This is a genomic window from Prosthecobacter fluviatilis (assembly GCF_042655725.1).
Lineage (GTDB): Bacteria > Verrucomicrobiota > Verrucomicrobiia > Verrucomicrobiales > Verrucomicrobiaceae > Prosthecobacter > Prosthecobacter fluviatilis.
Map to the genome: position 1 here is coordinate 1 of NZ_JBHSMQ010000011.1, position 25,485 is coordinate 25,485.

20 protein-coding genes are annotated in these 25,485 nt (G+C 61.4%); 10 read left to right on the plus strand and 10 right to left on the minus strand.

Annotated features, from left to right (window positions below; genetic code table 11):
• Window positions 1–359: 359 nt before the first annotated feature.
• Window positions 360–1,694 carry a DUF4013 domain-containing protein gene (locus ACFQDI_RS21740; protein WP_377170884.1) on the minus strand — a complete coding sequence of 445 codons (1,335 nt, stop codon included), beginning with the start codon at window positions 1,692–1,694 and terminating at the stop codon, window positions 360–362.
• A 107-nt stretch (window positions 1,695–1,801) separates the two neighbouring features.
• Between ACFQDI_RS21740 and ACFQDI_RS21745 the strand changes: the two genes are divergently transcribed.
• A complete protein-coding gene (locus ACFQDI_RS21745) occupies window positions 1,802–3,460 on the plus strand; it encodes a DUF1549 domain-containing protein (protein ID WP_377170886.1) in 1,659 nt (552 codons plus the stop codon).
• 305 nt (window positions 3,461–3,765) lie between these two features.
• Window positions 3,766–5,061, plus strand: a complete 1,296-nt coding sequence (locus tag ACFQDI_RS21750) for a DUF1501 domain-containing protein (protein WP_377170888.1) — start codon at window positions 3,766–3,768, stop codon at window positions 5,059–5,061.
• On the opposite strand, the gene ACFQDI_RS21755 is transcribed toward ACFQDI_RS21750, so the two are convergent.
• On the minus strand, window positions 5,062–5,808 hold the full coding sequence (locus tag ACFQDI_RS21755) for a c-type cytochrome (protein WP_377170890.1): 747 nt from the start codon (window positions 5,806–5,808) through the stop codon (window positions 5,062–5,064).
• Window positions 5,809–5,943: 135 nt separating this feature from the next.
• Here ACFQDI_RS21755 and ACFQDI_RS21760 point away from each other — a divergent pair, with 135 nt between their 5' ends.
• Window positions 5,944–7,083 (plus strand): M20 family metallopeptidase, encoded by a 1,140-nt coding sequence (locus tag ACFQDI_RS21760; protein WP_377170892.1) that lies wholly within the window; start codon window positions 5,944–5,946, stop codon window positions 7,081–7,083.
• A gap of 57 nt (window positions 7,084–7,140) precedes the next feature.
• Here the strand turns inward: ACFQDI_RS21760 and ACFQDI_RS21765 are convergent, their stop codons facing one another.
• Together ACFQDI_RS21765 and gltB are read right to left on the minus strand one after the other, a co-directional pair.
• A complete protein-coding gene (locus ACFQDI_RS21765) occupies window positions 7,141–8,619 on the minus strand; it encodes a glutamate synthase subunit beta (protein ID WP_377170894.1) in 1,479 nt (492 codons plus the stop codon).
• A gap of 56 nt (window positions 8,620–8,675) precedes the next feature.
• Window positions 8,676–13,262 carry a glutamate synthase large subunit gene (gene gltB, locus ACFQDI_RS21770; RefSeq protein WP_377170896.1) on the minus strand — a complete coding sequence of 1,529 codons (4,587 nt, stop codon included), beginning with the start codon at window positions 13,260–13,262 and terminating at the stop codon, window positions 8,676–8,678.
• A gap of 174 nt (window positions 13,263–13,436) precedes the next feature.
• Between gltB and ACFQDI_RS21775 the strand changes: the two genes are divergently transcribed.
• Both ACFQDI_RS21775 and ACFQDI_RS21780 read left to right on the plus strand, forming a co-directional pair.
• The gene (locus ACFQDI_RS21775) at window positions 13,437–14,297 is read left to right on the plus strand and encodes an MBL fold metallo-hydrolase (protein ID WP_377170898.1); all 861 of its coding nucleotides are present in this window, start codon (window positions 13,437–13,439) and stop codon (window positions 14,295–14,297) included.
• A 2-nt stretch (window positions 14,298–14,299) separates the two neighbouring features.
• The gene (locus ACFQDI_RS21780) at window positions 14,300–14,785 is read left to right on the plus strand and encodes a hypothetical protein (protein ID WP_377170900.1); all 486 of its coding nucleotides are present in this window, start codon (window positions 14,300–14,302) and stop codon (window positions 14,783–14,785) included.
• Window positions 14,786–14,800: 15 nt separating this feature from the next.
• Here ACFQDI_RS21780 and ACFQDI_RS21785 read toward each other — a convergent pair whose 3' ends face one another.
• Both ACFQDI_RS21785 and rpsT read right to left on the minus strand, forming a co-directional pair.
• Window positions 14,801–15,721, minus strand: a complete 921-nt coding sequence (locus ACFQDI_RS21785) for an aldo/keto reductase (protein WP_377170902.1) — start codon at window positions 15,719–15,721, stop codon at window positions 14,801–14,803.
• 104 nt (window positions 15,722–15,825) lie between these two features.
• A complete protein-coding gene (gene rpsT, locus ACFQDI_RS21790; RefSeq protein WP_377170904.1) occupies window positions 15,826–16,092 on the minus strand; it encodes a 30S ribosomal protein S20 in 267 nt (88 codons plus the stop codon).
• A gap of 137 nt (window positions 16,093–16,229) precedes the next feature.
• On the opposite strand from rpsT, the gene ACFQDI_RS21795 reads away from it, so the two are divergent.
• Window positions 16,230–16,490 carry a hypothetical protein gene (locus tag ACFQDI_RS21795; RefSeq protein ID WP_377170906.1) on the plus strand — a complete coding sequence of 87 codons (261 nt, stop codon included), beginning with the start codon at window positions 16,230–16,232 and terminating at the stop codon, window positions 16,488–16,490.
• On the opposite strand, the gene ACFQDI_RS21800 is transcribed toward ACFQDI_RS21795, so the two are convergent.
• Together ACFQDI_RS21800 and ACFQDI_RS21805 are read right to left on the minus strand one after the other, a co-directional pair.
• The gene (locus tag ACFQDI_RS21800) at window positions 16,487–16,933 is read right to left on the minus strand and encodes a SufE family protein (RefSeq protein ID WP_377170908.1); all 447 of its coding nucleotides are present in this window, start codon (window positions 16,931–16,933) and stop codon (window positions 16,487–16,489) included. The two genes, ACFQDI_RS21795 and ACFQDI_RS21800, sit on opposite strands and share 4 nt — an antisense overlap.
• A gap of 4 nt (window positions 16,934–16,937) precedes the next feature.
• On the minus strand, window positions 16,938–17,915 hold the full coding sequence (locus tag ACFQDI_RS21805; RefSeq protein ID WP_377170910.1) for a DUF6807 domain-containing protein: 978 nt from the start codon (window positions 17,913–17,915) through the stop codon (window positions 16,938–16,940).
• An 89-nt stretch (window positions 17,916–18,004) separates the two neighbouring features.
• On the opposite strand from ACFQDI_RS21805, the gene ACFQDI_RS21810 reads away from it, so the two are divergent.
• Window positions 18,005–18,856, plus strand: coding sequence for a sugar phosphate isomerase/epimerase family protein (locus tag ACFQDI_RS21810; protein WP_377170912.1), 852 nt, complete (start codon window positions 18,005–18,007; stop codon window positions 18,854–18,856).
• Between the two features lie 54 nt (window positions 18,857–18,910).
• Here ACFQDI_RS21810 and ACFQDI_RS21815 read toward each other — a convergent pair whose 3' ends face one another.
• Together ACFQDI_RS21815 and ACFQDI_RS21820 are read right to left on the minus strand one after the other, a co-directional pair.
• Window positions 18,911–19,903: a GDSL-type esterase/lipase family protein gene (locus ACFQDI_RS21815; protein WP_377170914.1), complete on the minus strand. Its 993-nt coding sequence runs from the start codon at window positions 19,901–19,903 to the stop codon at window positions 18,911–18,913.
• On the minus strand, window positions 19,900–20,274 hold the full coding sequence (locus ACFQDI_RS21820) for a hypothetical protein (protein WP_377170916.1): 375 nt from the start codon (window positions 20,272–20,274) through the stop codon (window positions 19,900–19,902). The genes ACFQDI_RS21815 and ACFQDI_RS21820 overlap by 4 nt, the downstream gene beginning before the upstream one ends.
• A gap of 161 nt (window positions 20,275–20,435) precedes the next feature.
• Between ACFQDI_RS21820 and ACFQDI_RS21825 the strand changes: the two genes are divergently transcribed.
• The 3 genes from ACFQDI_RS21825 to tdh all read left to right on the plus strand — a co-directional run bounded on the left by ACFQDI_RS21825 (window position 20,436) and on the right by tdh (window position 25,441).
• Complete coding sequence (locus ACFQDI_RS21825) at window positions 20,436–22,928, plus strand: PSD1 and planctomycete cytochrome C domain-containing protein (RefSeq protein WP_377170918.1); 2,493 nt, start codon at window positions 20,436–20,438, stop codon at window positions 22,926–22,928.
• The gene (locus ACFQDI_RS21830) at window positions 22,925–24,349 is read left to right on the plus strand and encodes a DUF1501 domain-containing protein (protein ID WP_377170920.1); all 1,425 of its coding nucleotides are present in this window, start codon (window positions 22,925–22,927) and stop codon (window positions 24,347–24,349) included. Before ACFQDI_RS21825 ends, ACFQDI_RS21830 begins: the two co-directional genes overlap by 4 nt.
• Before the next feature lie 63 nt (window positions 24,350–24,412).
• A complete protein-coding gene (gene tdh, locus ACFQDI_RS21835; protein WP_377170922.1) occupies window positions 24,413–25,441 on the plus strand; it encodes an L-threonine 3-dehydrogenase in 1,029 nt (342 codons plus the stop codon).
• Window positions 25,442–25,485: the final 44 nt, after the last annotated feature.

Below are 25,485 nucleotides of genomic sequence, written 5' to 3' on the forward strand. Positions count from 1 at the left end.
CGTCTACGTCAACGCGGCAAACCTGCGAAGGTCGCCATCACAGCTCTCATGCGCAAAATCCTCTGCGTGCTCAACAAACTCCTCACCCAACCCAACTTCACACTTGCGTCGTAACACAGTTGCTGTCTGTCGATCAACGCGCCGCAAACACACTGACACCCGACTGACCCAGCTCATTCGGAGGCATGACGGTCATAGATGACACTCAGCAGCGCCAATCTTCCACCACCTCACCAACTCCACACCACCCTAGCAGCAACCAAACTCATATACCCACTCTTCACCTCCGCCCCCTCTGCCTCATCGCCCCTCTGCGGCAAAACCGAACGTCCCCACGTTCTCTAGACCGGAAACTCCCCCTACAGCGCCATCAGCGGTGCCGGCACCAGAAACGCATGCTGCTCCAGAAGGCTCCACGCCCCGTTCCATGACACATACGGCATGAAGTACACAAACACCGTGTACGCTACCGCCACCGGCACCATCCCCAGCCTCGCCGTCCATCGTGCAAACCAGTGCCTCGGCTGCTCATGCCTCATCGCCCGGCTCATCGCCCACCCCGTCAGCACGCGCGCAGGAAAAATGAAAGTCACAAACAGCAGGCTCGGCAGCCACGCCAGCTCCTTCGGCGTCAGCTCGATCTTCAGAAGATACAGCGGCATCGCAAACAGCAGCGTGATGAGCAGCGAAAACCAAAACGCCAGCGGTGCCCGTAGAAACAGCCGCCGCACCTCGCGCAGCTCAAACATCGCACCAAACCGCCCGCTCTCCGCAAACCGCGCCTGCAGAAACGGCAGGTGAATCGCCACCAGCAGCAGCAGCAGTCCTCCCAGTAGAGACAGCAGCACAGATCCCCCCACCGGCAGCCGCGTCGCCGCCAGCAGAATGCCCACCGGCACGATCAGCCACACCAGCGCCCCTATAAACCCGCGCAGCCCCAGCCAGAAATAAGTCGGCAGATGCAGCCCCACCACGTAGTCCGTGATCCGGCTCTGCACCCCCTCAAACTTTTGCCCCGTCCGCAACCATCGCACAAAGCGCAGCGGCTGCGGCCAGAGGAAATGCCGCAGTTTCCCCCCGCGCACGCACGACCAGGAAAGGTGCGCCAGCGTGATCACGATCACCACCACCAGCCCCGCATGCCACGCTCGCGCCACCCCGCTGCCCGGGGCGATCAGTTCCGCATCCTTCCACATCTTCGAAACCAGCCTCGCAGGCCACACCACGATCCACGTTCCCGCCGTTAGGCTTCCCAGCACCGCCGCCTTCCGCACGCCGATGAACCCATCCCGGAATCGTCCCGTCCTCGCCACCGTCCCGCTCGCCTGCAGCAGATACCCCAGGCTCAGAAAATTCAGCACCGGCACCACCGAGCACCCCGCCACCAGCACCAGCAGCGCCACAAAGCCAAACACCCACTCCAGTCCCGCCCCCACCTTCTCAAAAAAGCCCCGCCGCTTCACCATCGGCTCCGCCACTGTACTGCTGTCATTCCCGCCCTTCACCGCCAGCGGTCCACCGCTCTGAAGGGAGCGCGGGCACTCCTGCCCGCCTCCGTTCTGCAGTTCCGCATCCAGCCGGTCCGGTCCTTTTCTCTCAGCCTCCTCAATCATGCTCCCCTTTGCCCCACCATCAGCCAATGGCTGTGGCGAAGAGGACAAAAGCGTGACAGGCGGCAGCGTGAGCTCGGACATGATAGTGCGGCTATGAAAGCGCTGGGAGCACAGATAGTTGCAAATTTCCTGGAGAAACCAAAGATAACCCTGTGTGTTAGATAAGGGTTCGCTTCAAAAGCCCCCTCATGAACTCCGTTTCCTCCACCCCCAGCTGGCTGCTCTGGCTGCGCAATGCCGTCATCCTCGGTGCGCTGGCTTTGGGTGTCTGCTGGGGCGTCGCAGAGCTCCTCGCACCTCCGCTGCAGGTGTCCGGCAGTATCTCACGTCTCTCCAAAGTCACCCCGCCAGACGTCCAGCTCGCAGCCGCCAAGGTGGACGCAGAGTTCGCCAAGGACTGGGCGCAGAAGCAGCTCCAGCCCGTCGCCAGGGCGGACGATCTCACCATCGTCAGGCGGCTCTCACTCGCGCTCACCGGCAGCATTCCTTCCCTTGAGGAAATCCGCATGCTGGAGGCATTGAAACAGCCGGACCTGCCCCAGTGGTGGCTTTCCCGCCTGCTCTCCGACCGCCGCACCAGCAACTACCTCGCCGAGCGCCTCGCACGCGTGTACGTCGGCATCGAAAACGGCCAGCTCCTCATCTATCGCCGCCGTCGCCTCGTCGAGTGGCTCAGCGATGCCATCCAGCAAAACCGCCCCTACGATCAGATCGCCCGTTCCTTGATCGACTCTCACGGCATCTGGACCACCAACCCAGAAGTCAACTTCGTCTCAGTCACCCGCGAAAACAACAAAGGCCCCGACGAGGTCAAGCTCGCCGCCAAAGTCAGCCGCGCCTTCCTCGGCGTCCGCATCGACTGCGTCCAGTGTCACGACGGCAAGCTCGGCAGCACCTGGAAGCAGACCGATTTCCATCAGCTAGCCGCCTTCTTCGGTCAGGCCGACTTTTCACTCAACGGCCTCCGCGACGACCCCAAGCTCAGCTACAAAGTCCGCTACCTCGGCCAGACCGAGGAGGCCAAGGTCTCCCCCCTCGTGCCTTGGAAGCCCGAGCTGCTGCCCGCCAAAGGAGAGCCCCGCGCCAGACTCGCCGCCTGGGTCACCGCCAAAGAAAACAAAGCCTTCGCTCGCAGCATCGTGAACCGCATGTGGGCACTCCTCTTCAATCGTCCCTTGGTCTCCCCCGTGGATGAAATCCCCCTCGATGGCCCATTCCCTCCAGGCATGGAACTTCTCGCCGATGACTTCACCGCGCACCGCTACGACCTCCATCGCCTCATCCGCGTCATCGTCAGCACCCGTGCCTTCCAGATGTCCAGCCAGTCGGCGGACCCCGGTCATCCCGTCACCACCGCAGCGGAAAACGCCTGGGCCGCCTTTCCCGTCACCCGCCTCCGTCCCGAGCAGATGGCCGGCAGCGTCATCCAGGCCGCCTCCCTCAGCACCATCGACTCCGACACCCACGTTCTCTTCCGCATCAAACGCGACCTCGACGTCGCCAACTTCGTCAAACGCTACGGCGACTCCGGCGAGGACAATTTCGAAGACTCCGGCGGCACCATTCCTCAGCGCCTGCTGCTCATGAATGGAAACATGATCACCAACAACACCTCCGGAAATCCCTTCATCAACGCCAGCACCCGCATCAGCATGCTCGCCCCTGACACCGCCTCCGCCGTCGAGGCCGCCTACCTCTCCATCTTCACCCGCCGCCCCACCCCGGCGGAGGCCCGGCACTTCACCGGATTCCTCGCCTCTGCCCGCAGCCTCCAGGCCCGCAGCAACGCCATGTCCGACCTCTACTGGACACTCATGAACGCCACCGAGTTCTCCTGGAACCATTAACCCATAGGGGCACAAACCCTCCCCAATTTCTGAATTCATCATTCCTAAAAATTCGCGGTCATTCGCGCCCATTCGCGTTTTGAATTCTGATTTTGCCGGCGGTCTCAGTCCTCGAAATCCTGCACCCCCATTCCCCCCACAGCCTCAGAGCCGCCCGCCAAAGTAGCCCAGTTGCGCCGCAACTGGGACTCTCCCCAACAAGCCCCTCCACCCTCGCATATCCATCCGGGCTTTCCCCCCTCCTGCCTTTCTCATACCCCATTCTAATTTCGTCGTCTCGTCTCCTCATTCCGCCCGCGCCTGCCATGAACACCTCTCCCTGCCAAGGCCCTGACCACCTCACCCGCCGCTCCCTCCTTCGCGGCACCACCGCCGCAGGCCTCTCCTGGCTCACCCCTCTGGCCGACATCCTCGCCACCGAAGCCGCCACCGCCTCCTCCGGCAAACCCGCACGTTCCGTCATCCTTCTCTGGCTCGGCGGCGCCGCTTCCCAGCTCGACACCTTCGATCCCCACCCCGAAACCAAAATCGGCGGCGGCGTCAAAGCCATCCCCACCGCCATCAAAGGCGTCAGCTTCGCCTCCGGTCTCGAACAGACCGCCAGCGTCATGCAGGACGTCTCCCTCATCCGCTCCATGGTCAGCAAAGAGGGCGACCACGAGCGCGCCTTCTACAACATCAAGACCGGCTACCGACCCGATCCCACGCTCATCCATCCCAGCATCGGCGCCATCGTCTGCCACGAGCTGCCGGAAGCCAAAATCGAAATCCCCACCCACGTCTCCATCCTCCCCAATCAATGGCCCGCCCGCGGCGGTTTCTTCGGCGCCAAATACGACGCCTTCCAGATGTACGACCCCAAGTCCCCCGTGCCCGATGTCAAAGCACGCGTGAACGACAAACGCCTCGACCAGCGCATGGAAGGCCTCTCCGTGGTCGAGCAAGCCTTCGCCCGTGGCCGCGAGCCCGACATGGATCAGTCCAAAACCCTGCACCAGCTCTCCATGCAGCGTGCTCGCAAGATGATGTCTTCAGAACAACTGAAAGCCTTCAATGTTAGCGATGCTCCCGCCAAGGATCTCAATGCCTATGGTGACACCCCCTTCGGCCGCAGTTGCTTCGCCGCCGTCCGCCTCATCCAGGCCGGCGTCCGCTGCGTCGAGGTCACCCTCAATGGCTGGGACACCCACGCCAACAACCTCGAAGGTCAGGCTGCCCAGGTCAAAATCCTCGACGCCGCCTACGCCTCCCTCATTCGCGACCTCAAAAAGCTCGGCCTCCTCCAAAGCACCATCGTCGTCTGCGGCGGCGAATTCGGCCGCACCCCCAAGATCAACAACGTCGGCGGCCGTGACCACTGGCCCCATGCTTTCAGCATGCTCGTCGCCGGCGGCGGCTTCGCCGGTGGCCGCGTCATCGGCACCACCGACCCTCAGGGCGAGAAAAAAGAGCCCGAACACCCCGTCCTCGTCGAAGACCTCCACGCCACCATCCAAGATCTCCTCGGCATCGACTACTCCAAAGAAGTCATGACCCCCGTCGGCCGCCCTATGGCCCTCAGCAAAGGCGAGCCCGTCAAAGAACTGCAGGCTGGTGCATGATCACTTCTCCGCGCTCTCAAACGGACTGCCCTCAATGATCTGCTTTTGCTGCTGCTCCGGTGTGGCCACAGGGTCAGGATTGAGCGTCATGATGTAGGCCACCACATTGCGCAGCATCTGCTCGTCCTCGATGAAGAGCTTCGTCATCTGCACCATCTTGGCCCCGTTCACGTCGTTCTTCATCGCGCCGCGTTTCCCCGACTTAAACTTTTTAAGCTGCTCCTCCAGGTACCAGCTCTGGCGGCCAATCAACGGGGGGCTCCCGAAGGTCATCTCTCCGCTGGCATTGTACCGGTGGCATTCCATGCAGCGCTCGTGAAAGAGCTGCATGCCTTCCATCGCGTTCGTGTTGGCCAGCTCACGGTTCTGCCCAGTCGGAACCACCATGGGCATTTTTTCAACATACTCGATCACCGCCTTGATTTGCTCAGGCTGCAAGGCCTTGGCTATGGACGCCATCATGAATGACTGAGGGTCGGATGCATCATGTCCCCGGCGGCCTTCGCGCAAATTGGCAAACTGGGTGGTCATGTACCAGCCTGGCATCGCCGCGATGGATGGAGATTTCAGCTCCAGCTTCCCTTCGCCAGCAGTGCCGTGGCACTGGGCGCACACCGTCTGGAAGATCACCTTGCCATCCGTGGATTGGGTGGAGGCCACCGCAGGTGGCACTGGATCTGCCGAAAGCGCCACCCCGCCAATACCGAAGAGCATGGACGTCAGAAGATGAAGGCGGTTGATTTTCATGGGGCAAATTAACGCCGTATGTTGCACGCGGGTTACAACAATGCTGCCCGCCCACGGATTTTGCCAAATCCGACACACCCGCGGACAATTTTGTCCTACACTTGCGCCGGCTTCATGCCTGTGCCTTTCTGCCGCATGGCCTCACTCCCAGCGAACGTCGTCGAACTCACCCAGGCTCTCGTCCGCATCCCTTCGGTGAACCCGGATGGAGACCCTGGCACCGACGGCATCGGCGAGGAAGCCTGCGCCCGGTACGTCGCCGACTTCCTCCGCGCCTCCGGCGCCGAAGCCATCTTGGAAGAAGTGGAGCCTGGTCGCCCCAATGTCATTGGGCGCTTCCCGACGCAACCAGGTGCAAAACCTCGCATCCTCTTCGCTCCCCACACCGACACCGTCAGCGTCGGCGGCATGACCATCGATCCCTTTGGCGGTGAGCTTCGCGATGGCAAAATTTGGGGCAGGGGAGCCTCAGACACCAAGGGCCCCATGGCCTCCATGCTCTGGGCTCTCCACGAGATGCGCCACGAAATCCCCTCGCTTCCCGTCGAAGTCCACTTCGTCGGCTTCATGTCCGAGGAGAGCGCACAGCTTGGTTCTCAACACTTTGCGAAGCATCACGGCCGCTACGACCTCGCCATCATCGGGGAACCGACCAGCCTGAAGACCGTCTTCCGCCACAAAGGCTGCCTCTGGGCGGATGTGCACACCACCGGAGTGGCAGTGCATGGAGCCACCCCTGAACTGGGCGTGAATGCCATCGTGAAAATGGCAAAGCTCGTGCAGGCGATCGATACCGAGTTCCGTGAGATCCTTTCCGAAGCCGGAGGCGCGGATGAATGGCTTGGCTTTAGCACCATCAACTTGGGCATGGTCCAAGGCGGCACGCGGAGCAATATTGTGGCAGATTCCTGCAAATTGCGGGTGGACATTCGCACCACCCCCGGACTGCAGCGTGCAGGCGGAGCACTGGCGTTGCTGACTGAGTTTGTGCACCGGCATGACAACACCGCCAGAGTGACCGTGGCCAGCGAGGCCTTCCATCTTGATACCGATCCTTCGAACCCCTTCGTGCAGAAGCTGATCGCCGCCGGGGCCAGTTTGACCGGGGCACCTTGGTTCTGCGATGCGGCTTTCCTGGCTGCGGCGGGCACACCTGCCATTGCGATCGGTCCTGGCTCAATCGCCCAGGCGCATACCAAGGACGAGTTCATCGCCGTGCAGGATCTTGAGGATGGGGTGGCGTTTTTCCGGCGATTCCTGGCAAGTCTTGGCTGATGGGCGCAAAAAACCCGGGACTCATCAGATGAATCCCGGGTTTGAAGATGCTGAAGGTTACGGGAGAGAGGTTTCGCCCATCAGGTAGCGGTCGCACTCGCGTGCGGCGCCACGGCCTTCGTTGAAGGCCCAGACGACAAGAGACTGGCCACGGCGGCAGTCACCGGCGGCAAAGATGCCGGGGATGCTGGTGGTGTACTTGCCGTGCTCAGCCTTGATATTGCTGCGCGGGTCGCGTTCCACGTTGAGAGCGTCAAGCAGAGGCTGTTCAGGCCCAAGGAAGCCCATGGCGAGGAGCACGAGTTCGGCTGGCAGGACTTTTTCAGTTCCTGCCACCTTCTGCGGGCCGAAGTTGCCTTTTTCGTCCTTCTTCCATTCCACATCGACGACGTGGACGGCCTTCACGTTGCCGTCGGCATCGCCTTCGAAGTGGGTGGCGGTGGTGAGATAGACGCGGGGATCATCGCCGAACTTGGCGGCAGCTTCTTCCTGGCCGTAGTCCATCTTGTAGGTCTTGGGCCATTCGGGCCAGGGATTGTTGGCGGCGCGGGTGAGCGGCGGCTTGGCCATGATTTCCAGCTGGGTGACCGTGGTGCAGCCGTGGCGCACACTGGTGCCCACGCAGTCAGTGCCGGTGTCGCCGCCACCGATGATGACGACGTTTTTGCCCTTGGCGGAAATGTAGGGGCTGGCAGGATCCAGCACCGCCTTGGTGTTGGCGGTGAGGAAGTCCATGGCGAAGTGGATGCCCTTGAGCTCACGGCCCGGGATCGGGAGATCGCGCGGCTTGGTGGCGCCGGTGCAGACGACCACGGCGTCGAAATCCTTGGTGAGCTGCTCGGCAGTGATGTCGGTGCCGACGCTGACGCCGCACTTGAAGACCACGCCTTCATCTTCCAGCAGCTTCACGCGGCGGAGGACGACTTCCTTCTTGTCGAGCTTCATGTTTGGGATGCCATACATGAGGAGGCCGCCCGGACGGTCGGCACGTTCAAAGACGGTGACGGTGTGGCCCGCTTTGTTGAGCTGGGCGGCAGCGGTCAGGCCGGCAGGGCCGGAACCGATGACCGCGACTTTCTTGCCCGTGCGCCTGGCAGGAGGCTCGGGCTTCACCCAGCCTTCTTCCCAGCCCTTGTCGATGATGCTGACCTCGATGTTCTTGATTGTCACCGGGGGCTCGTGAATGCCGAGCACGCAGGAGCCTTCGCAGGGGGCGGGGCAGACGCGGCCGGTGAACTCCGGGAAGTTGTTCGTCTTGTGCAGACGGTCCAGCGCCTCCTTCCAGAGGCCGCGATACACAAGGTCGTTCCACTCGGGGATGACGTTGTTGATCGGGCAACCGCTGGCCATGCCGCTGATGAGAGTGCCGCTGTGGCAGAAAGGAATGCCGCAGTCCATGCAGCGCGCGCCCTGGTTTTTCAGGCGCTGCTCTGGCAGGTGCAGGTGGAACTCCTTCCAATCTTTGACGCGCTCAAGCGGGTCGCGGTCGGCGGGGATTTCGCGTTCGAATTCGATGAAGCCGGTTGGTTTTCCCATGGTCTCTTGTCTTTAAAAAGGTGATGTCTGTTGGTGTGTGACGCGTGATGTCGATGCTAGCTGCCGCCGATACGGGCGACGTCGCGGGCGTTGGCTTCGAAGGCGGCGTTGAGGGCGTCGTCGCCGGTGAGGCCGTCGTCCTTGGCCTTCTTGATGGCCTGGAGCACTCGCTTGTAATCCTTGGGCATCACTTTGACAAACTTGGGCACCATCTGCTCCCAGAGGGCGAGAACCTTGAAGGCTTTCTGGCTCTTGGTGAGGTCGGCGTGCTTCTTGATCAGCTCGTAGAGGCTGTCGATTTCTTCCTTGTCTTCGAGTTTTTCGAGACCGGCCATCTGCGTGTTGCAGCGGGTGGCAAAGTCGCCCTCCTCATCGAGCACATAGGCTTCGCCACCGCTCATGCCTGCGGCGAAGTTGCGTCCGGTGGTGCCGAGCACGACCACACGACCACCGGTCATATATTCGCAGCCGTGGTCACCCACGCCTTCGACGACGGTGTCCACGCCCGAGTTACGGACGGCGAAGCGTTCACCAGCTCTGCCGCGCAGGAAGAGCTCGCCGCTAGTCGCGCCATAGAGCGCGGTGTTGCCGGCGATGATGTTGTCTTCGGCGGCAAAGTCGGAACCTTCCGGCGGGTAGATGATGATGCGGCCGCCGCTGAGGCCCTTGCCGATGTAGTCGTTGCCGTCGCCTTCCAGCTCAAGGGTGACACCCTTCGGAACGAAGGCGCCGAAGCTCTGGCCGGCGGTGCCGTTGAACTTGATGTGAACGGTGTCGTCCGGCAGGCCGTGCCAGTGGCGCTTGGTGATCTCGTTGCCGAGGATCGTGCCGACGGTGCGGTTGACGTTGCGGATTTTGACGTTGGCAGTGACTTTTTCACCCTTCTCGATGGCGGGTTTGCACAGGTCGAGGAGCGTGGTGATGTCCAGCGAACGGTCGATGCCGTGATCCTGGATTTCGGTGCAGTAGCGACCGACTTCAGGGCCGACGTCCGGCTGGTAAAGCAGGTTGGAAAGGTCAATGCCGCGAGCCTTCCAGTGGTCGATGGCGTCGCGGGCTTCCAGCACTTCCGTGCGGCCCACCATTTCCTGCAGCGTGCGGAAGCCGAGCTGGGCCATGAGCTCACGCACTTCCTGGGCGATGAACTTCATGAAATTGGCAGCATGCTCAGGATCGCCGCTGAACTTGGCGCGCAGCTGAGGGTCCTGGGTGGCGACACCCACAGGGCAGGTGTTCAGATGGCAGACGCGCATCATGATGCAGCCCAGGGTTACAAGAGGAGCAGTGGCGAAACCGAACTCCTCAGCACCGAGCAAGGCGGCGATGACCACGTCACGGCCGGTCTTCATCTGACCGTCCGCCTCAACGACGATGCGGCTGCGGAGATTGTTGAGGACGAGGGTCTGGTGGGTTTCGGCGAGACCGAGCTCCCAAGGAAGACCGGCGTGCTTCACGGAGGTCTGCGGGGAGGCACCGGTGCCGCCGTCGAAACCGGAGATCAGCACGACGTCGGAGTGGGCTTTGGCCACACCTGCGGCGATGGTGCCGACGCCGACTTCGGACACGAGCTTGACGCTGACGCGGGCTTCGCGGTTGGCGTTCTTCAGGTCGTGGATGAGCTGGGCAAGGTCCTCGATGGAGTAGATGTCATGGTGTGGAGGCGGCGAGATGAGGCCGACGCCCGGCGTGGAGCCGCGCACCTTGGCGATCCAGGGATACACCTTTGTGCCAGGAAGCTGGCCGCCTTCACCGGGCTTGGCGCCCTGGGCCATCTTGATCTGGATTTCCTTGGCCTGGGACAGGTAGAGGCTGGTGACGCCGAAACGACCGGATGCCACCTGCTTGATGGCGCTGTTCTTGGAGTCGCCCTTCTCGTTGGTCCAGGTGTAGCGTTCGGGGTCTTCGCCGCCTTCGCCCGTGTTGGAACGACCGCCGATGCGGTTCATGGCGATGGCGAGGGATTCGTGCGCCTCCTTGGAGATGGAGCCGTAGCTCATGGCGCCCGTCTTGAAGCGCTTCATGATGGACTCGATGGGTTCCACTTCCTCGATCGGAATGGATTTGCGAGCCTTGAAGTCCAGCAGGCCACGCAGGGTGTAGAACTGCTTGATCTGCGTATTCACCAGCGCGGTGTACTGCTTGAAGGTCTCGTAGCTGCCGGTGCGGACCGCTTTCTGAAGCGTGTGGATGGTGAGCGGGTTGAAAAGGTGGGCCTCACCTTCCTTGCGCCACTGATAGTCGCCGCCGACGTCGAGGGCGTGCACCTGGGAGTCGCGCTCAGGGAAGCCACGCAGGTGGCGCTGGATGGCCTCTTCGGCGATGACCTTGATGTCGCTGCCTTCGATGCGGGTGGCGGTCCAGCTGAAGTACCTGTCCACCACGCTCTTGCTGAGACCCACGGCCTCGAAGATCTGCGCGCCGCGGTAGCTCTGCATCGTGGAGATGCCGATCTTGGAAGCGACCTTGATGACGCCCTTGGTGGCGGCTTTGATGAAGTTGTACACCGCTGTCTTGTGGTCCACATTGACCAGCAGGCCCTGGCGGATCATGTCATCCAGGGTTTCAAAGGCGAGGTAAGGATTGATGGCACCGCAGCCGTAGCCGATGAGGGTGCAGAAGTGATGCACTTCACGGGGTTCGCCGGACTCCAGCACGAGATCGCACTGAGTGCGGGTGCCTTTGCGGATGAGGTGATGGTGCAACCCGCCCACGGCGAGTAGCGCCGGGATGGCAGCCTTGTCAGCGCACACACCGCGGTCTGAAAGGATGAGGATGTTCCAGCCCTGGGTGACGAGCTCGTCTGCCTTGGCGCAGATGTCGGCCATGGCTTTTTCCAGACCAACAGCGCCCTGCTTGGGATCAAACAGGATGTTGATGGTGGCGGCTTTGAACTGGCCATGGGCCACGTTTTTCAGCTTGGCCAGGTCCTCATTGCTGAGGATCGGCGTCTTGAGCTCGATGAGGTGGCAGCTTTCAGGCTTCGGATCAAGCAGGTTGCCTTCAGCACCGATGGTGGTGATCGGCGAGGTGACGATTTCTTCGCGGATACAGTCGATTGGAGGATTCGTGACCTGGGCGAAGAGCTGCTTGAAGTAGTCGTAGAGCAGCTTGGATTTGTTGGAGAGGACCGCCAGAGGAATGTCGGTGCCCATGGAGCCGATGGCTTCCACGCCTTCACGGCCCATGGGGACCATGAGCTTGCGGAGGTCTTCAAAGCTGTAGCCAAAGGCCTGCTGGCGCTGCAGCATGGTCTCGTGGTCCGGCGGAGCCACAGGCTCGCCGTCCTTGATGTCTGCCAGCTTCACGAGGTGCTTGTCCAGCCAGTCGCGGTAGGGCTTTTCAGCGGCGATTTTGGCCTTGATTTCATCATCAGGGACGATGCGGCCTTCTTCCATGTTCACGATGAACATCTTGCCGGGCTGCAGGCGTCCTTTGAGCTTCACGTTTTCAGGAGCGATGGGGAGCACGCCGGCTTCAGAAGCCATGATGACGAGGTCGTCCTTGGTGACGTAGTAGCGGGAGGGGCGCAGACCATTGCGGTCCAGGGTGGCACCCATCATGGTGCCGTCCGTGAAGGCCACGGAAGCCGGGCCGTCCCAAGGTTCCATGAGGCAGGAGTGGTACTCATAGAAGGCCTTGCGCTGGTCATCCATCGACTCATGGCCGCTCCAGGGCTCTGGAATCATCATCATCATGGCATGCGGCAGTGAGCGGCCGCCCATGACGAGAAGCTCGAGCACGTTGTCGAACATGGCGGAGTCGGAGCCGCTTTCGTTGACGATGGGGAAGAGCTTCTTGACGTCTGGGAAGAGAGGGCTGGCCAGCAGGGACTGACGGGCCTTCATCCAGCTGATGTTGCCACGCAGCGTGTTGATTTCGCCGTTGTGGGCGATGTAGCGATAGGGATGGGAACGCTCCCAGCTCGGGAAGGTGTTGGTGGAGAAACGGGAGTGCACCAGCGCCAGGGCGGACTCCATGTCCGGATCCTGAAGGTCGAGGAAATACTGGCCCACCTGCTCAGGCATGAGCATGCCCTTGTAAACGAGCGTGCGGGAGGAGAGGCTGGAGCAGTACCAGAAGCTGTCTGCGTCGGCCGTGCGGATGGCGGTCACCGCGCGCTTGCGGATGATGTAGAGCTTGCGCTCAAAGGTCTGCTGGTCGGGGCAGTCTGCACTGCGCTGCAAGAAGGCCATGCGCATGAAGGGCTCGCTGGCTTTTGCCGAGAGGCCGATCATCGAGTTGTTCACCGGCACGTCACGCCAGCCGAGCACTTTCTGGCCTTCTTCTTCGGCCACTTGTTCAAAGATACGTGCGGCCGCGTCGCGCTGGGCTTTGTCTGGCGAGCAGTAGGCCATGGCAACGCCGTAGTGACCTTCTGCGGGGAGAGTGATGCCGAGCGGGGCGGTGACTTTGCGCAGGAACTTGTCCGGCACCTGCATGAGGATGCCCGCTCCGTCTCCCGTATTTTTTTCGCTGCCGACTGCGCCGCGGTGATCGAGATTGATAAGAATCGTCAGCCCCTGTTGTACTATGGAGTGAGAACGTTTGCCTTTCATCTGACAAATGAAGCCGACGCCGCAGGCGTCGTGCTCGAATTGCGGATCGTAAAGGCCTTGTTTCGGGGGAAGTCCGTAGTTTCTCATTTTTGCGTCAAAAGGGGGTCGGCACTTAGGCCATTCCAGGGAGTAAATCAACCAGCATTCTATTTGCCAAGAACACGCTTATTTTACGACTGTGAAACATTCCAAGATGTTTTTGGGGGCTGGAAGGGGTTCATCCGCCTTGCATCGGGGCGGGCAAGCCGCTAGAAAAAGCGCATGGTGCGTCTCACAATTCTCGGCAGCGGCAGTTCGGGGAACTGTGCTGTCATCTCGACGGAGCGCACCACCCTCCTGGTGGATGCCGGGCTGAGCGCCAAGCAAATCTGCCTGCGGCTGGAGGCTTGCGGCTTCTCGCTGGAGAGTCTGGACGGCATTCTGCTCACGCATGAGCACCAGGACCACACGGGGGGGCTGGAGGTGCTGAGCCGCAAACGGCAGGTGCCGCTTTTCTGCACGGCGCTGACGCAGGAGACGCTGGCGGGGAATCTCAAATTCCGCCAGACGCCCACCTGGCGGCTGATGACCACGGGGGCGGCTTTCGAATTTCAAGACCTGCGGATCGAGTCCTTCCCAGTCCCGCATGATGCGGTTGACCCGGTGGGTTTTGTGATCGCGGACGAGGAATCCCGCCTGGGGATACTGAGCGACGTGGGGTACGTGACCAACCTGATCAAGGACCGCCTCAGGAATGCCGACAGCCTGTTTATCGAGGCAAATTACGACACGCAGCTGCTGGAAAACGACACCAAGCGCCCCTGGTCCACCAAGCAGCGCATCAGCTCACGCCACGGGCATCTTTCCAATGAGCAAGCCGCCGAGCTGGTGCGGGAGGTGGCGCATCCTGGTCTCAGCCATGTGGTGCTGGGGCATCTGAGCGATGACTGCAACGACCCGGCCACCGCTTCCAGGTACATCCGCCAGGCGCTGGATGCAGCAGGGGCCGTCGATGCCAAGGTGCACTGCGCGGAGCGGCACAAGCCCACCCCGACGATCGAAGTGGTGCGCCGACGCAGCAGCGGTGTGAGTTTTTGTGTGGCGGCTTCAGCGGATTCCACCGGGCAGCTGGCCCTCTTTTAACCATGAAAAAGATCATTCTTCGCGGCCTGCTGGTTCTGGTTCTCATTGAGGGGCTATGGCTGGCATGGTGGGTTTTTGGGCGTTCTCCAGAGGCACAGGTGAGGGCGGCGCAGGCGAACCTGATCGAGGCGGTCGAAAAGCGCGACTGGAAGACCCTAGAGAGGCTGATCGCGCCCAATTATACGGATGCCTATGGCCACAACCGCGACACGGCGATCCAGGATGGGCGCAAATATCTCAGCGGATTCTTCACGCTGACCTTGAAGACCGACAAGACCACGGTCCGGGCTGCCCAAAAGCAGGGGCTGGTGACCACGATGCTGCGACTCGAAGGCAATGGCGTAGGCTACAGCCAGATGATCTCAGGGTACGTGAATCAGTTCACGGAGCCGTGGGCGTTTCACTGGAGCAATCCCGGCCGCTGGCCATGGAACTGGCAGGTGAGCCTGATCCATCACGACCAGCTTGTCATCCCGCCCCACGAATAGCGGTGCCGGGCGGCCTCATGGTACGCCGTGGCCCTTGGCGGCCTCCCAAAGGCCGTACCAGTCTTCGCGGTCCAGCCTGATGTCCGCGGCTTTGACCACGGCCTGAATGCGTTCCAATTTATTGGTGCCGATGATGGGCAGCGGGCAGGAAGGGTGGGCCATGATCCAGGCGTAGGCGAGCTGATCGAGCGTGGCTCCGTTGTATTTGGCGGAAAGCTCGGCGGCTTTGGCATGGAGACGGGCGGCGGCGGGATCTGTCTTGTCCATCAGGACACCTTTGGCCAGTGGGGACCAGGCCATGGGCAGGATGCGGTGGCGCTGGCACTGGTCTGCGGTGCCGTCGAATATCGGATCCATGTGAAGGAGGCTGAACTCGATCTGGTTTGTGACCAGAGGCTGGTCCATGCGTGAGTTCAGCAGGTCAAACTGGTGTGTGTTGTAGTTGGAAACTCCGGCGCTGCGGATTTTGCCGTCTTTGAGCAGTTTGTTCAGTCCCTCGGCGGTTTCATCCGCGCTGGTCAGCCAGTCGGGGCGGTGAACGAGGAGCAGGTCGATTTCATCAATGCCCATGAAGCGCAGAGACTTTTCGGCACTTTTGATGATGCGTGCGGCAGTGACATTGTAGTGGGCCACTTTGCGATCGGGGTGGAACTCGCAGGGAATGTAGATGCCGCATTTGGTGACGATCTCGATCTTGCTGCGAAAGGCAGGGTCCAGCCTGAGGGCGCTGCCGATGGCCTCCTCGACCTTGTAAACTCCATAGATTTCCGCCGTGTCCAAGGTGGTGATGCCCATGTCTGCGCAGGCTTTGAAGCGGCTGAGGAGGGCCTGCGGGGAGCAGTTGGCGGGGTCTGCATCGTCGAGAATGCGCCAAGTGCCGTAGATGAGGCGTGAAAACTCAGGGCCGTTGGGGGCGATTTTCTGGCGGGTGATCATGGTGGGAGGTCGATCTTTGCTGGCCTTGCCCCGTCCGACAAACAAAAAAACGGCATCTCATGCGAGATGCCGCTTCAAAATGGGAATGGAAAAAAGCCTGCCGCTTACTTCGTCAGGGCGCTGACCTTGACGGCAAGGCGGCTCTTGAGACGGGAGGAGGTGTTTTTCTTGAGGACGTTGGTCTTGGCGGCCTTGTCTGTGGCGGAGGCGAACTCGCTCAGGCTGGCGGCTGCGGCGGCTGCGTCCTTCTTGTCGATAGCGGCGATCACCTTCTTGCGCAGGGTGCGGATGCGGCTTTTCACCGTCTGGTTGTGAGCGGTGCGAGCCGTCGTTTTGCGGATGTCTTTTTCTGCGGAGCGGATGTTGGCCATAAAAGGGGCGGGGGGAAAGGGCGGCGAGAATAGGGCGACACCCCCCTTCTGTCAAATTGGAATCCTGCCCGTGTATAACCTGGCAGGTTTTGCTTGGCTCCGGCGGGCAATTCCGGTAGAACCTTCACATACCACCCATGATCGAAGTCGAAATCTACGCGCCCGGTCTCCGTTCCGAGTCCAATGTGATGCAGCTCCGCAATCAAATGGACCACTTTCCCAAGGTCCGTTACAAGGTGGATGCCCGTCATGACCTGGTCTATTTCGAGATCGACAGGCCGGGGGACATCAGCCAGATGGAGATTCACCAGATTTTCGACGCCATCGACCTGCAGCCCCGTTTTGTGGGGCAGATACCCGAGGAACTGCGTACCGGGCAGACCACGCGGCTGGCCTAGGCTGGCGGCTCTGAGAGTGCCTTGGCAGCCTGCTTCATGCGGCCCAGCACGTAGTAAACGGTCTGGCTGCGCAGGCGGACGAGATCCGCGCCGATGATGCGCGGGATGAAGTCCTGCGGCACTGCCAGCACCTGGGCAAGGGGGCAGCCATTCAGGCCGCGACAGAGGATGGTGGTGAGCGCCTTGGTCAAAGTCTGCACCCTGGGCCCCAGGCTGATGGCAAAGTGAACGTGGTCTCCGTGCTCCAGCCGTGCGTGCACTCCGACGGTGTCTGTGCATTCCGCATCATGGCGAATGTCCTCAAGGTCGAATTTTTCGCCTTGGTGGGGCGCGCAGGACTCTGCGGCGGCAGCGAAGTCGATCAAATTGTCCCGCCTCTCGCCTTCCGGGAGGGATTCGAAAAAGGAGATCAGTTCGCCAAGCGCGGGGGGATAGTCGGCCATGCCCTTATTTCTTGGCCGGTTTCAGCGCCAAATCCACCACGGGCATGGCGGAGAAGGTCTGCCACTGGGCCTCGCTCTCCGCCTGGGTGGCCACGCCATCATGAACCCAGAGGGCGTAGCGCACGCGCAGCTTTTTTTCCTCGGTGACTTCCACGGGGGTGTCCAGGCTCAGGCAGCAGCCCATCCAGCCGTCATTGCGCACATGGAAGGCGGTGGGGTTGTGCGGATTCATGGGGTGGTTCATGAGGGTGATGCCGCCGAAGCCGTCGGCGTCATTGGTGATGCGCCCGCTGTAGTCGCACCAGCGCGCGGGCTTGCGAAAAACGGCTTCCTCATTGAGCAGCCCCTCGGAGTTGAGGATGCGGCCGCCGCCATCATGCACGCCGATGCTCCTGGCCATGCGGACTGCCACCAGTCCGAAGCCGGTGGCGCCCAAGGTGGCGGTTTTGCCCTTGGGCGGGGAGAGCTCCAGATCGATGATCATGAACCAGCTTTTTGCTCCGTCGATGGGGCGGATCTCTGTGCGCCGGACCTCGATGAGCTGCACAGATTTGTCCGCCTCGCTGATCCAGTGGTTGACCATGCGCATGGAGGCGTGTTCGTCGGTGTCTTCGTAGCCTTCGCGGGAAACCTCCACATTCACGATGCGGCCCTGTTTTTTGGCGTAGTCGCCCCAGAAGTCGAGGTCGTTGACCATGTTGTGAGACACCCAGACGCTGTTGTGGTGGGAATGGGTGAGCGGATCGTGCGGGTGGCCCATGCGGGTGAGGCTCACATCCCGGGAGGCCCGGACGGGGTAGCAGAAGGGCCGCATGTCCTGAGGGTCGAAATGCATGGCGGAGAGCTCACGACCATCGAGCTGGAACGAGGTGACATGGTGGGGCAGCGGCACCGCCTGCATGCGGGGGATGGGCTTGGCGGAAGGCAGCTGGGCCAGGGCGGCTGTGGTGGAGATGAGGAGAAGGGTCGGGAATTTCAGCATTTCTTCAGAACGCGAATGCATGCGCTCATTTTCCATTCTCGGTTCTTCCATTTCGCCGGGAACTCGCCAGACTTTCGCCTCCACCCACCATGAAGCACCTACTTCTATCCCTCCTCTTCGCCACCGCGTCGTTTGCGGCCACGATTCCTGAAGCCGCCAAAGTCGGCCAGTTCTTTGCCGGCTGCCAGGCCTACAGCTTCCGCATGTACAATGTGTTTGAAGCCATCGACAAAACTGCGCAATGCGGCGGCAAGACGATTGAGTTTTACCCAGGGCAGAAGTTTTCCACGGCCAAGCCGGACGCGAAGTGGGACCACAATGCGACGCCGGAAATGATCGACGAGGTGATGAAGCACCTCGAAGCCAAGGGGCTCACGGCCGTGGGGTATGGTGTGGTCAAGCTTGGCCAGGACGACGCCTCCAACCGCAAGATTTTCGAATTCTGCAAAAAGCTCGGGATTGGCGTCATCGTCACCGAGCCGGATGTGACGGCTCTCGACAAAATCGAGGCGCTGGTGAAGGAATTCGACATCAAGATGGCCATCCACAACCATCCGAAGCGCCCGCTGGACCGAGCCTACATGTTCTGGGACCCGAACTACGTGCTCGATCTCGTCAAAAACCGCGACCCTCGCATGGGCTCCTGTGCTGACGTGGGCCACTGGGTGCGCAGCGGGCTGAACCCTGTGGACTGCATCAAGATTCTCAAAGGGCGCATCTTTGACAGCCACATGAAGGACCTTACGGCCTTCGGTGACGTCAAGGCCCATGACCTGCCTTTCGGCACCGGCAAGAGCGACATCCCCGCCATCCTCGCCGAGTATGCCGCGCAGGGGTATCCAGGCCCGCTGCATTGCGAGTACGAGCACAACTGGGAGACCAGCGTGCCGGAGATCACCCAGTGCCTCGATTTCGTGCGCAACTGGAAGCCTGCGAAGTAAGGCAGACGATCTTTCTGAGAAGCAGGGGATTTTCAATTCCCTGCTTTTTTGTGCCTATTGAGTCTCGCCCATCAGGTGCTTGACGGTGGGCTCGATGGCTTCCGCCCAGATGCGATAGCCTTTTTCGTTGGGGTGAAGGAAGTCGGGCATGATGTCTTTGGTGATCAGGCCTTCAGGCGTGAGGAATTTGGGGCCGATGTCGAGGAAGGCGACGTTGTGAGTGCCGTGGAGTTTGGCGATGATGCCGTTGATTTCAGTGATCTTCTCGCGCTGTGGGTTGGGCTTTTCGCCACGTGGGAAGATGCCCAGCAGGAGGATTTTCGACTGAGGCAGGCGTTTGGAGAGCTCCTGGACAATGGCTTCGATGCCGACGGCGATGTCTGGCGCGGAGCAAGTGCCCGTGTTGTTGGTGCCGATCATGATGACGATCAGCTCGGGGGAGATGCCGTCCACTGCACCGTGCTGCAGCCGCCAGAGGACGTTCTCGGTCTTGTCCCAGCCGAAGCCAAGGTTGCCGGCGTTGCGGGGTGCGTAAAACTCACCCCAGGTCTGCTGGCCGCGCAGTGAATAGCCGTCGAATTGTTCGCCGCCGAAGAAGTGTGTGATGGAGTCGCCGATGAAGAGGATCTGAGGTTTGGCTTTTTTCACGGCAGCGCTGGTGAGGGCGTGGCGCTTTGCCCAGTCATACTGTGGCCAGCTGCGGTCCTGGGTCACAGGAACCACGGTGCTCGGCAGCGGTTTGTGACCGGCCAGCGGTTCAAAAACAGCCTGGGCGGGTTCGCTCATGGTTTTGCGGTCCAGGGCAAAGGTTCTGGTTTTCAGCGTGCCGCCTGAGGGGAGGTCGATGGGGGCGAGGTAGGGGTTGGACTTGGCAATGGGGTCCGCGCCGTCGAGCGTGTAGAGGATCGTGGTGCCTGGAGCGGTGCTTTTCAAAGTCACGGTGCCTGCGGCGTCCCGGCTGATTTCCGGCGCTGTCAGCTGAAGTGCGCTCTGGGCGCAGAGCAGAGTGCTGGAGAGCAGAAAGGAAAGAAGCAGGGATTTGGTCATGGCAGGGCCACGCTAACGAGAAGGCCGCGTGCTGTCCATGCGAGCGTGCGGATCCAGTTGGTGCGGATGACATGACGGACGAGGGCGGCATCCAACCCGCGCATGAGTCTGGTGTGGGCGGGGGCCTGAAGGATGGCGGTGGAGAGCCAGATGACTCCGACCAGGCCCGCGCTGAAGAGAAACGGCACCGTCCTTTTTCCTTCGTAGATCAGCCATGCGGCGGAGCTGGCTTCAAGAAACAGCAAGGGGCCGACAATGAGGCTGATCCTGAAGCAGTGGGCCTGGTGGTAGTCTTTGAAGTCTGCAGCCGCAACCCGCAGGAACTGAGGATAAACGAGGATCTGCACCACCCAGATGAGTCCTACGAGCATCCAGGTGACGGCGAGGTGGGTCGTGGCGATCCAATGAATCGGCCATTCTGCAACGGGGCGGGCGGCTTCGCATCTGACTTTGTGGAGCAGGCGATGAGAAGATGCTTGTGGATCCTAAAGAGTCTCCCGGGATGCGGCGTAATGTCTGGGTCTCCCATTTCATGCAAAAAGCCGTGTTTCAGCCGTTGAGCCACCTCGTTCCGCCACGAGGCTGGATGGTGGGTGCGTGTGTGGCTTCACTGGCTCTGACGGTTTCGGCGGTGGATTATGAGAAAGAGATCAAGCCCCTGCTGAAGGAGCGCTGCTACGCCTGCCACGGAGCCCTGAAGCAGAAGGCCGAGCTCCGGGTGGACACGGCGGCCGCCATGCGCAAGGGCGGCGACGGGGGAAACATCCTGACCAAGGAGCACTCGATGCTGCTGGAGCGTGTGACCACCAGCGACAAAGACGACCGCATGCCGCCCGAGGGTGAGGGGGCCATGCTCACGAAGGAGCAGGTGGCCAAACTGAGGGAGTGGATTGCTGCGGGGGCTCCGGGGCCTGCGCAGGAAAAGCCGGAGGAAGACCCGCGTGCGCATTGGGCCTACCAGCCGCCCCGTTCATCCGGGCGCTCGATGGATGCTCTGCTGGCTGCCCGCCTGGCGGCGAAAGGCCTGAAGCCGCAGCCTGAGGCTGCGCCGGAGCTCTGGCTGCGCCGCGTGTATCTGGACCTCATCGGACTGCCGCCCACGCCGGCGCAAATCCAAGCCTTTTTGCAGGACACCTCTGTCCCGGCGCGGCAGCGGGTGGTGGATCAACTGCTGAGCACGCCACAGTACGGCGAACGGTGGGCGCGCCACTTCATGGACATCTGGCGCTACTGCGACTGGTATGGCCTTGGCGCTCAGCTGCGCCACAGCCAGAAGCACCTGTGGCACTGGCGGGACTGGATCGTGGAAGCGCTCAATGCCGACAAGGGCTACGACCAGATGATTGTGCAGATGCTGGCAGCCGACGAACTGGCGCCGGAGGATCGCAGCAATCTGCGCGCCACTGGTTTCCTGGCGCGCAGCTATTACCTCTTTAACCGCACCACCTGGCTGGATGAAACGATCGAGCACACCTGCCGTGCCTTCCTCGGGCTGACGATGCAGTGCGTGAAGTGCCATGACCACAAGTATGACCCAGTGGAGCAGGCTGACTACTACCGCATGCGCGCCATCTTTGAGCCTCTGCACGTGCGTCTCGATCCTTGGGAAGGGGAGTCTGATCTGGAGAAGAACGGGCTGCCGCGTGTCTATGACCTGCACCTCGACCAGAAGACCTACCGCCATGTGCGGGGAGACGAGAAAAATGAGGACAAGTCGCGGCCTATGACCGCAGGTATCCCGCGCGTGCTGGAGTTTGCCTCCTATGAGCCCAAGGCTGTGAAACTGCCGCCATTTTCGTCGCGTCCGGTGCTGCTGCCATTTGTGCTGAAGGATCATCTTGCAGCAGCGGATCAGCAGCTGGCCCAGGCACAGAAGGCCGGTGATGCCGGGGCGGTGAAGCTGGCGGGGCTCCGCCTCGCCATGATTCAGGCGGTGTATGCCGCCGACCTGGCGAAAGGGGACAAGGCGATTGCGCAGGCTGCAGCGCTGGCCGAGGCACGGTATGCCGAAGCCAAGGCGGAGGATGACCTGGCCAAAGCAGAGGCTGCGGCCAAGGCCAAGGATGCTGACAAGAAGATCAAGGCCGCCAAGGAGGTGCTGGAGCAAGCCCGTGCGAAGGCTGCTGCACCGGGGGACGTGTATGCTTCGCTGCCGGTGAGCTTCAAAGCTCAGGAAGGGCCCGAGGAGAATGGGAATGCCAAAGTGCAAACCTATCCTGAGACCAGCACGGGGCGCAGGCTGGCGCTGGCGCGATGGATCGCCGACAAGCGCAACCCGCTCACGGCACGCGTGTTGGTGAACCACGTGTGGACGCGCCATTTTGGTATGCCGTTGGTTGCCGATGTGGGCGACTTTGGCCGCCGCGCCAACGCTCCGCTGCATCAGGATGTGCTGGACAGTCTGACGACTGGCTTCATGGAGAGCGGCTGGAGCATGAAGTGGCTGCACCGCACGATGGTGCTGTCGGAGTTGTACCGGCGCAGTTCCTCCAATGCGGGAGCTGATCCGCACACGATTTCAGCAGACCCTGACAATCTTTTCCTCTGGCGCATGAACCCGCGCCGCATGGAGAGCCAGCTCGTGCGTGACAGCCTGCTGCATCTTTCGGGACGGCTGGACCTTGCCCTAGGAGGCCCGAGCATTGATCCTGCCATGGCGGAGACCAGCCCGCGGCGCTCGCTGTATTTTATCCAGAACGCCGATGTGGAGCACCGTTTCCTGGCGGTCTTTGACAACAGCAATGTGCTGGAGTGCTACCGCCGCAATGAAAGCGTGGTGCCGCAGCAGGCGCTGGCGCTGACCAACAGCCAGCTGAGCCGTGAGTGTGCGAATGCGCTGGCTGGCTCGCTGGCCAAGCTGGATGCGCCCGCTTTTATAGATCAGTCATTCCTGGCCATCCTGGGCCGTCTGCCGGCGCCTGCCGAGAGGCAGGCCAGCCTCGAAGGCTTTCGCGCTTTGAATGAGGACCGCAGCCTGTTTCTGCAGGCGCTCATCAACCACAACGACTTCGTCACTCTGAGATGACACCGCACCTGCCACCCACGCCTTTTCTCCGCCGGGACATTCTTGGCGGGCTGGGCAGCATTGCTGTCGCGTCCATGCTCAGGGCGGAGGATGCCTGGCAGCCGCCCGACGGTCTGCCGATGATCCCCCAGCGTGCCAAGCGTGTGATCTGGCTCTTCATGCGCGGCGGGGTGAGCCACATGGAGAGCTTTGACCCGAAGCCCATGCTCACGAAGTATGCGGGCAAGTCGATCGGTGAGACGCCCTACAAGGACGTGCAGGACCCCGAGAAGCTCAAGAAGGTGCGAGTGGTGGTGGTGAATGACGCGAACGGCAAGCAGCGCAATGTCATCTATCCGCTGCAGACCGGCTACAAGCGCTACGGGCAGTGTGGCATCGAGATCAGCGACTGGTTTCCAAACATCGGCTCCTGCGCGGACGAGATCGCCTTCATCCGCAGCATGTGGACCACGGATGACAATCATGGGGCGCAGGTGCAGTTTCACAGCGGACGGCACATGCTGGAGCCGCGGGTGCCGACGCTCGGCGCCTGGGTGACCTACGGCCTCGGCTCGATGACGGACAACCTGCCGTCCTTCATCAACATGGGGCCGCGCTTTTTTGATGTGCGGGACGGGCACTACCTGGGGCCGGCCTATGATGCGGTGAATCTGAAGGTGGACCCGAAGAATCCGCTCACCTATGCAGCACCGGAGTTTCAGATCGGCAAGCCACAGCAGGTGGCACAATTTGACCTCATTCACCGGCTCAACATGCTCAGTGCAGAGCAGTACCCTGGTGACAAGACGCTGGCCGCGCGCATGAAGAGCTACCAGCTGGCCTTCAACATGCAGACGGCCGTTCCGGAGACGATGAACCTGGACGCTGAGAGCGCGGAAACCAAGAAACTGTATGGCATGGATGACAAGGTGGCGGAGCCTTTTGCCCGGCAGCTGATCGTGGCGCGCCGTCTGGCGGAGCGCGGAGTGCGCTTTATCCAGCTGCAGCACGGAGACGGAGCCGCCGGCGCATGGGACTCGCACTCCGGGCTGAAGAAGAACCACTCCAGCCTGGCGCAGCAGGTGGACAAGCCCATCTCCGGCCTGCTGAAGGATCTCAAACAGCGCGGGATGCTGGAGGACACGCTCGTCGTTTTTGCCACCGAATTTGGCCGCACGCCCGGCAGTCAGGGCAGCGATGGCCGTGATCATCATCCGTATGGCTTCAGCGTGTGGATGGCCGGCGGCGGCATCAAGGGCGGCACGATCCACGGCAGGACGGATGAGCTGGGCTTTCACGCTGTGGAGCACCCCCACTATGTGACGGACGTGCATGCCACCATCCTGCATCTGCTGGGCCTGGACCCACACCGCCTGGAAGTGCCTGGCCGTAAGCGGCTGGAGCGCGATTTTGGCAGGGTGATTCCCCAGATCCTGGCCTGAGGTCAAAAATAACGTTTGCCAACTTAATGGACAAGTGTCCAATATATCGAATAACCAACCACTATGAAAGCACTCGTCAAGGCACGGTCGGAACGCGGTCTCTGGCTCCAGGATGTCCCGGAGCCGCAGGTGGGCATCAATGATGTCCTCATCAAAGTGCACAAGACCGGGATCTGCGGCACGGACCTGCACATTTACAAATGGGACGCCTGGGCGCAGAAGACGATACCCGTGCCGATGGTGGTGGGGCATGAGTTTGTGGGAGAGGTCGTCTCCGTGGGCTCCAACGTGAACGACTTCCATCCGGGCGAGATCGTCAGCGCGGAGGGGCATGTGGTGTGCGGGCGCTGCCGCAACTGCCTCGCGGGCCGGCGTCATCTTTGCAAAGACACCGTGGGCATCGGCGTGAACCGCACCGGGGCCTTTGCCGAATACATCAGCGTGCCGATGACGAATGTCTGGCACCACCGCGAGGGGGTGGATGAGGATGTGGCGAGCATCTTTGATCCCTTTGGCAATGCCGTGCACACGGCGCTGGCGTTTGAATGCCTGGGTGAGGATGTGCTGATCACAGGGGCGGGGCCCATCGGCATCATGGCCATTCCGGTGGTGAAGCATGCCGGGGCGCGCCATGTCGTCATCACGGATGTGAACGAATACCGGCTGGATCTGGCGCGCCAGATGGGGGCGACCCGGGCGGTGAACGTGAAGAACGAATCCATCGAAGACGTGCAAATGCAGCTCGGGATGAAGGAGGGCTTTGACGTCGGGCTGGAGATGAGCGGAAACGCCGCCGCCTTTCGCAGCATGATCGACAACATGTGCCACGGCGGCAAGATTGCCATGCTGGGCATCCCGAGCGAGCAGATCGCCATCGACTGGAACAAGGTCATCTTCAACATGCTGACCATCAAAGGCATCTACGGCCGCCAGATGTATGAGACGTGGTATTACATGAGCGTGCTGCTGGAGAGCGGCGTGAACATCAAGCCCGTGATCACGCACCGGTACCACTACACGGAATATGAAAAAGGCTTTGCCGCCATGGAGTCCGGCAACTGCGGGAAGGTCGTGCTGGACTGGTCCGCTTAAATTTACGGCTCTTGCTATCGTCTTAAAATTCTCTTAGGAGAAGA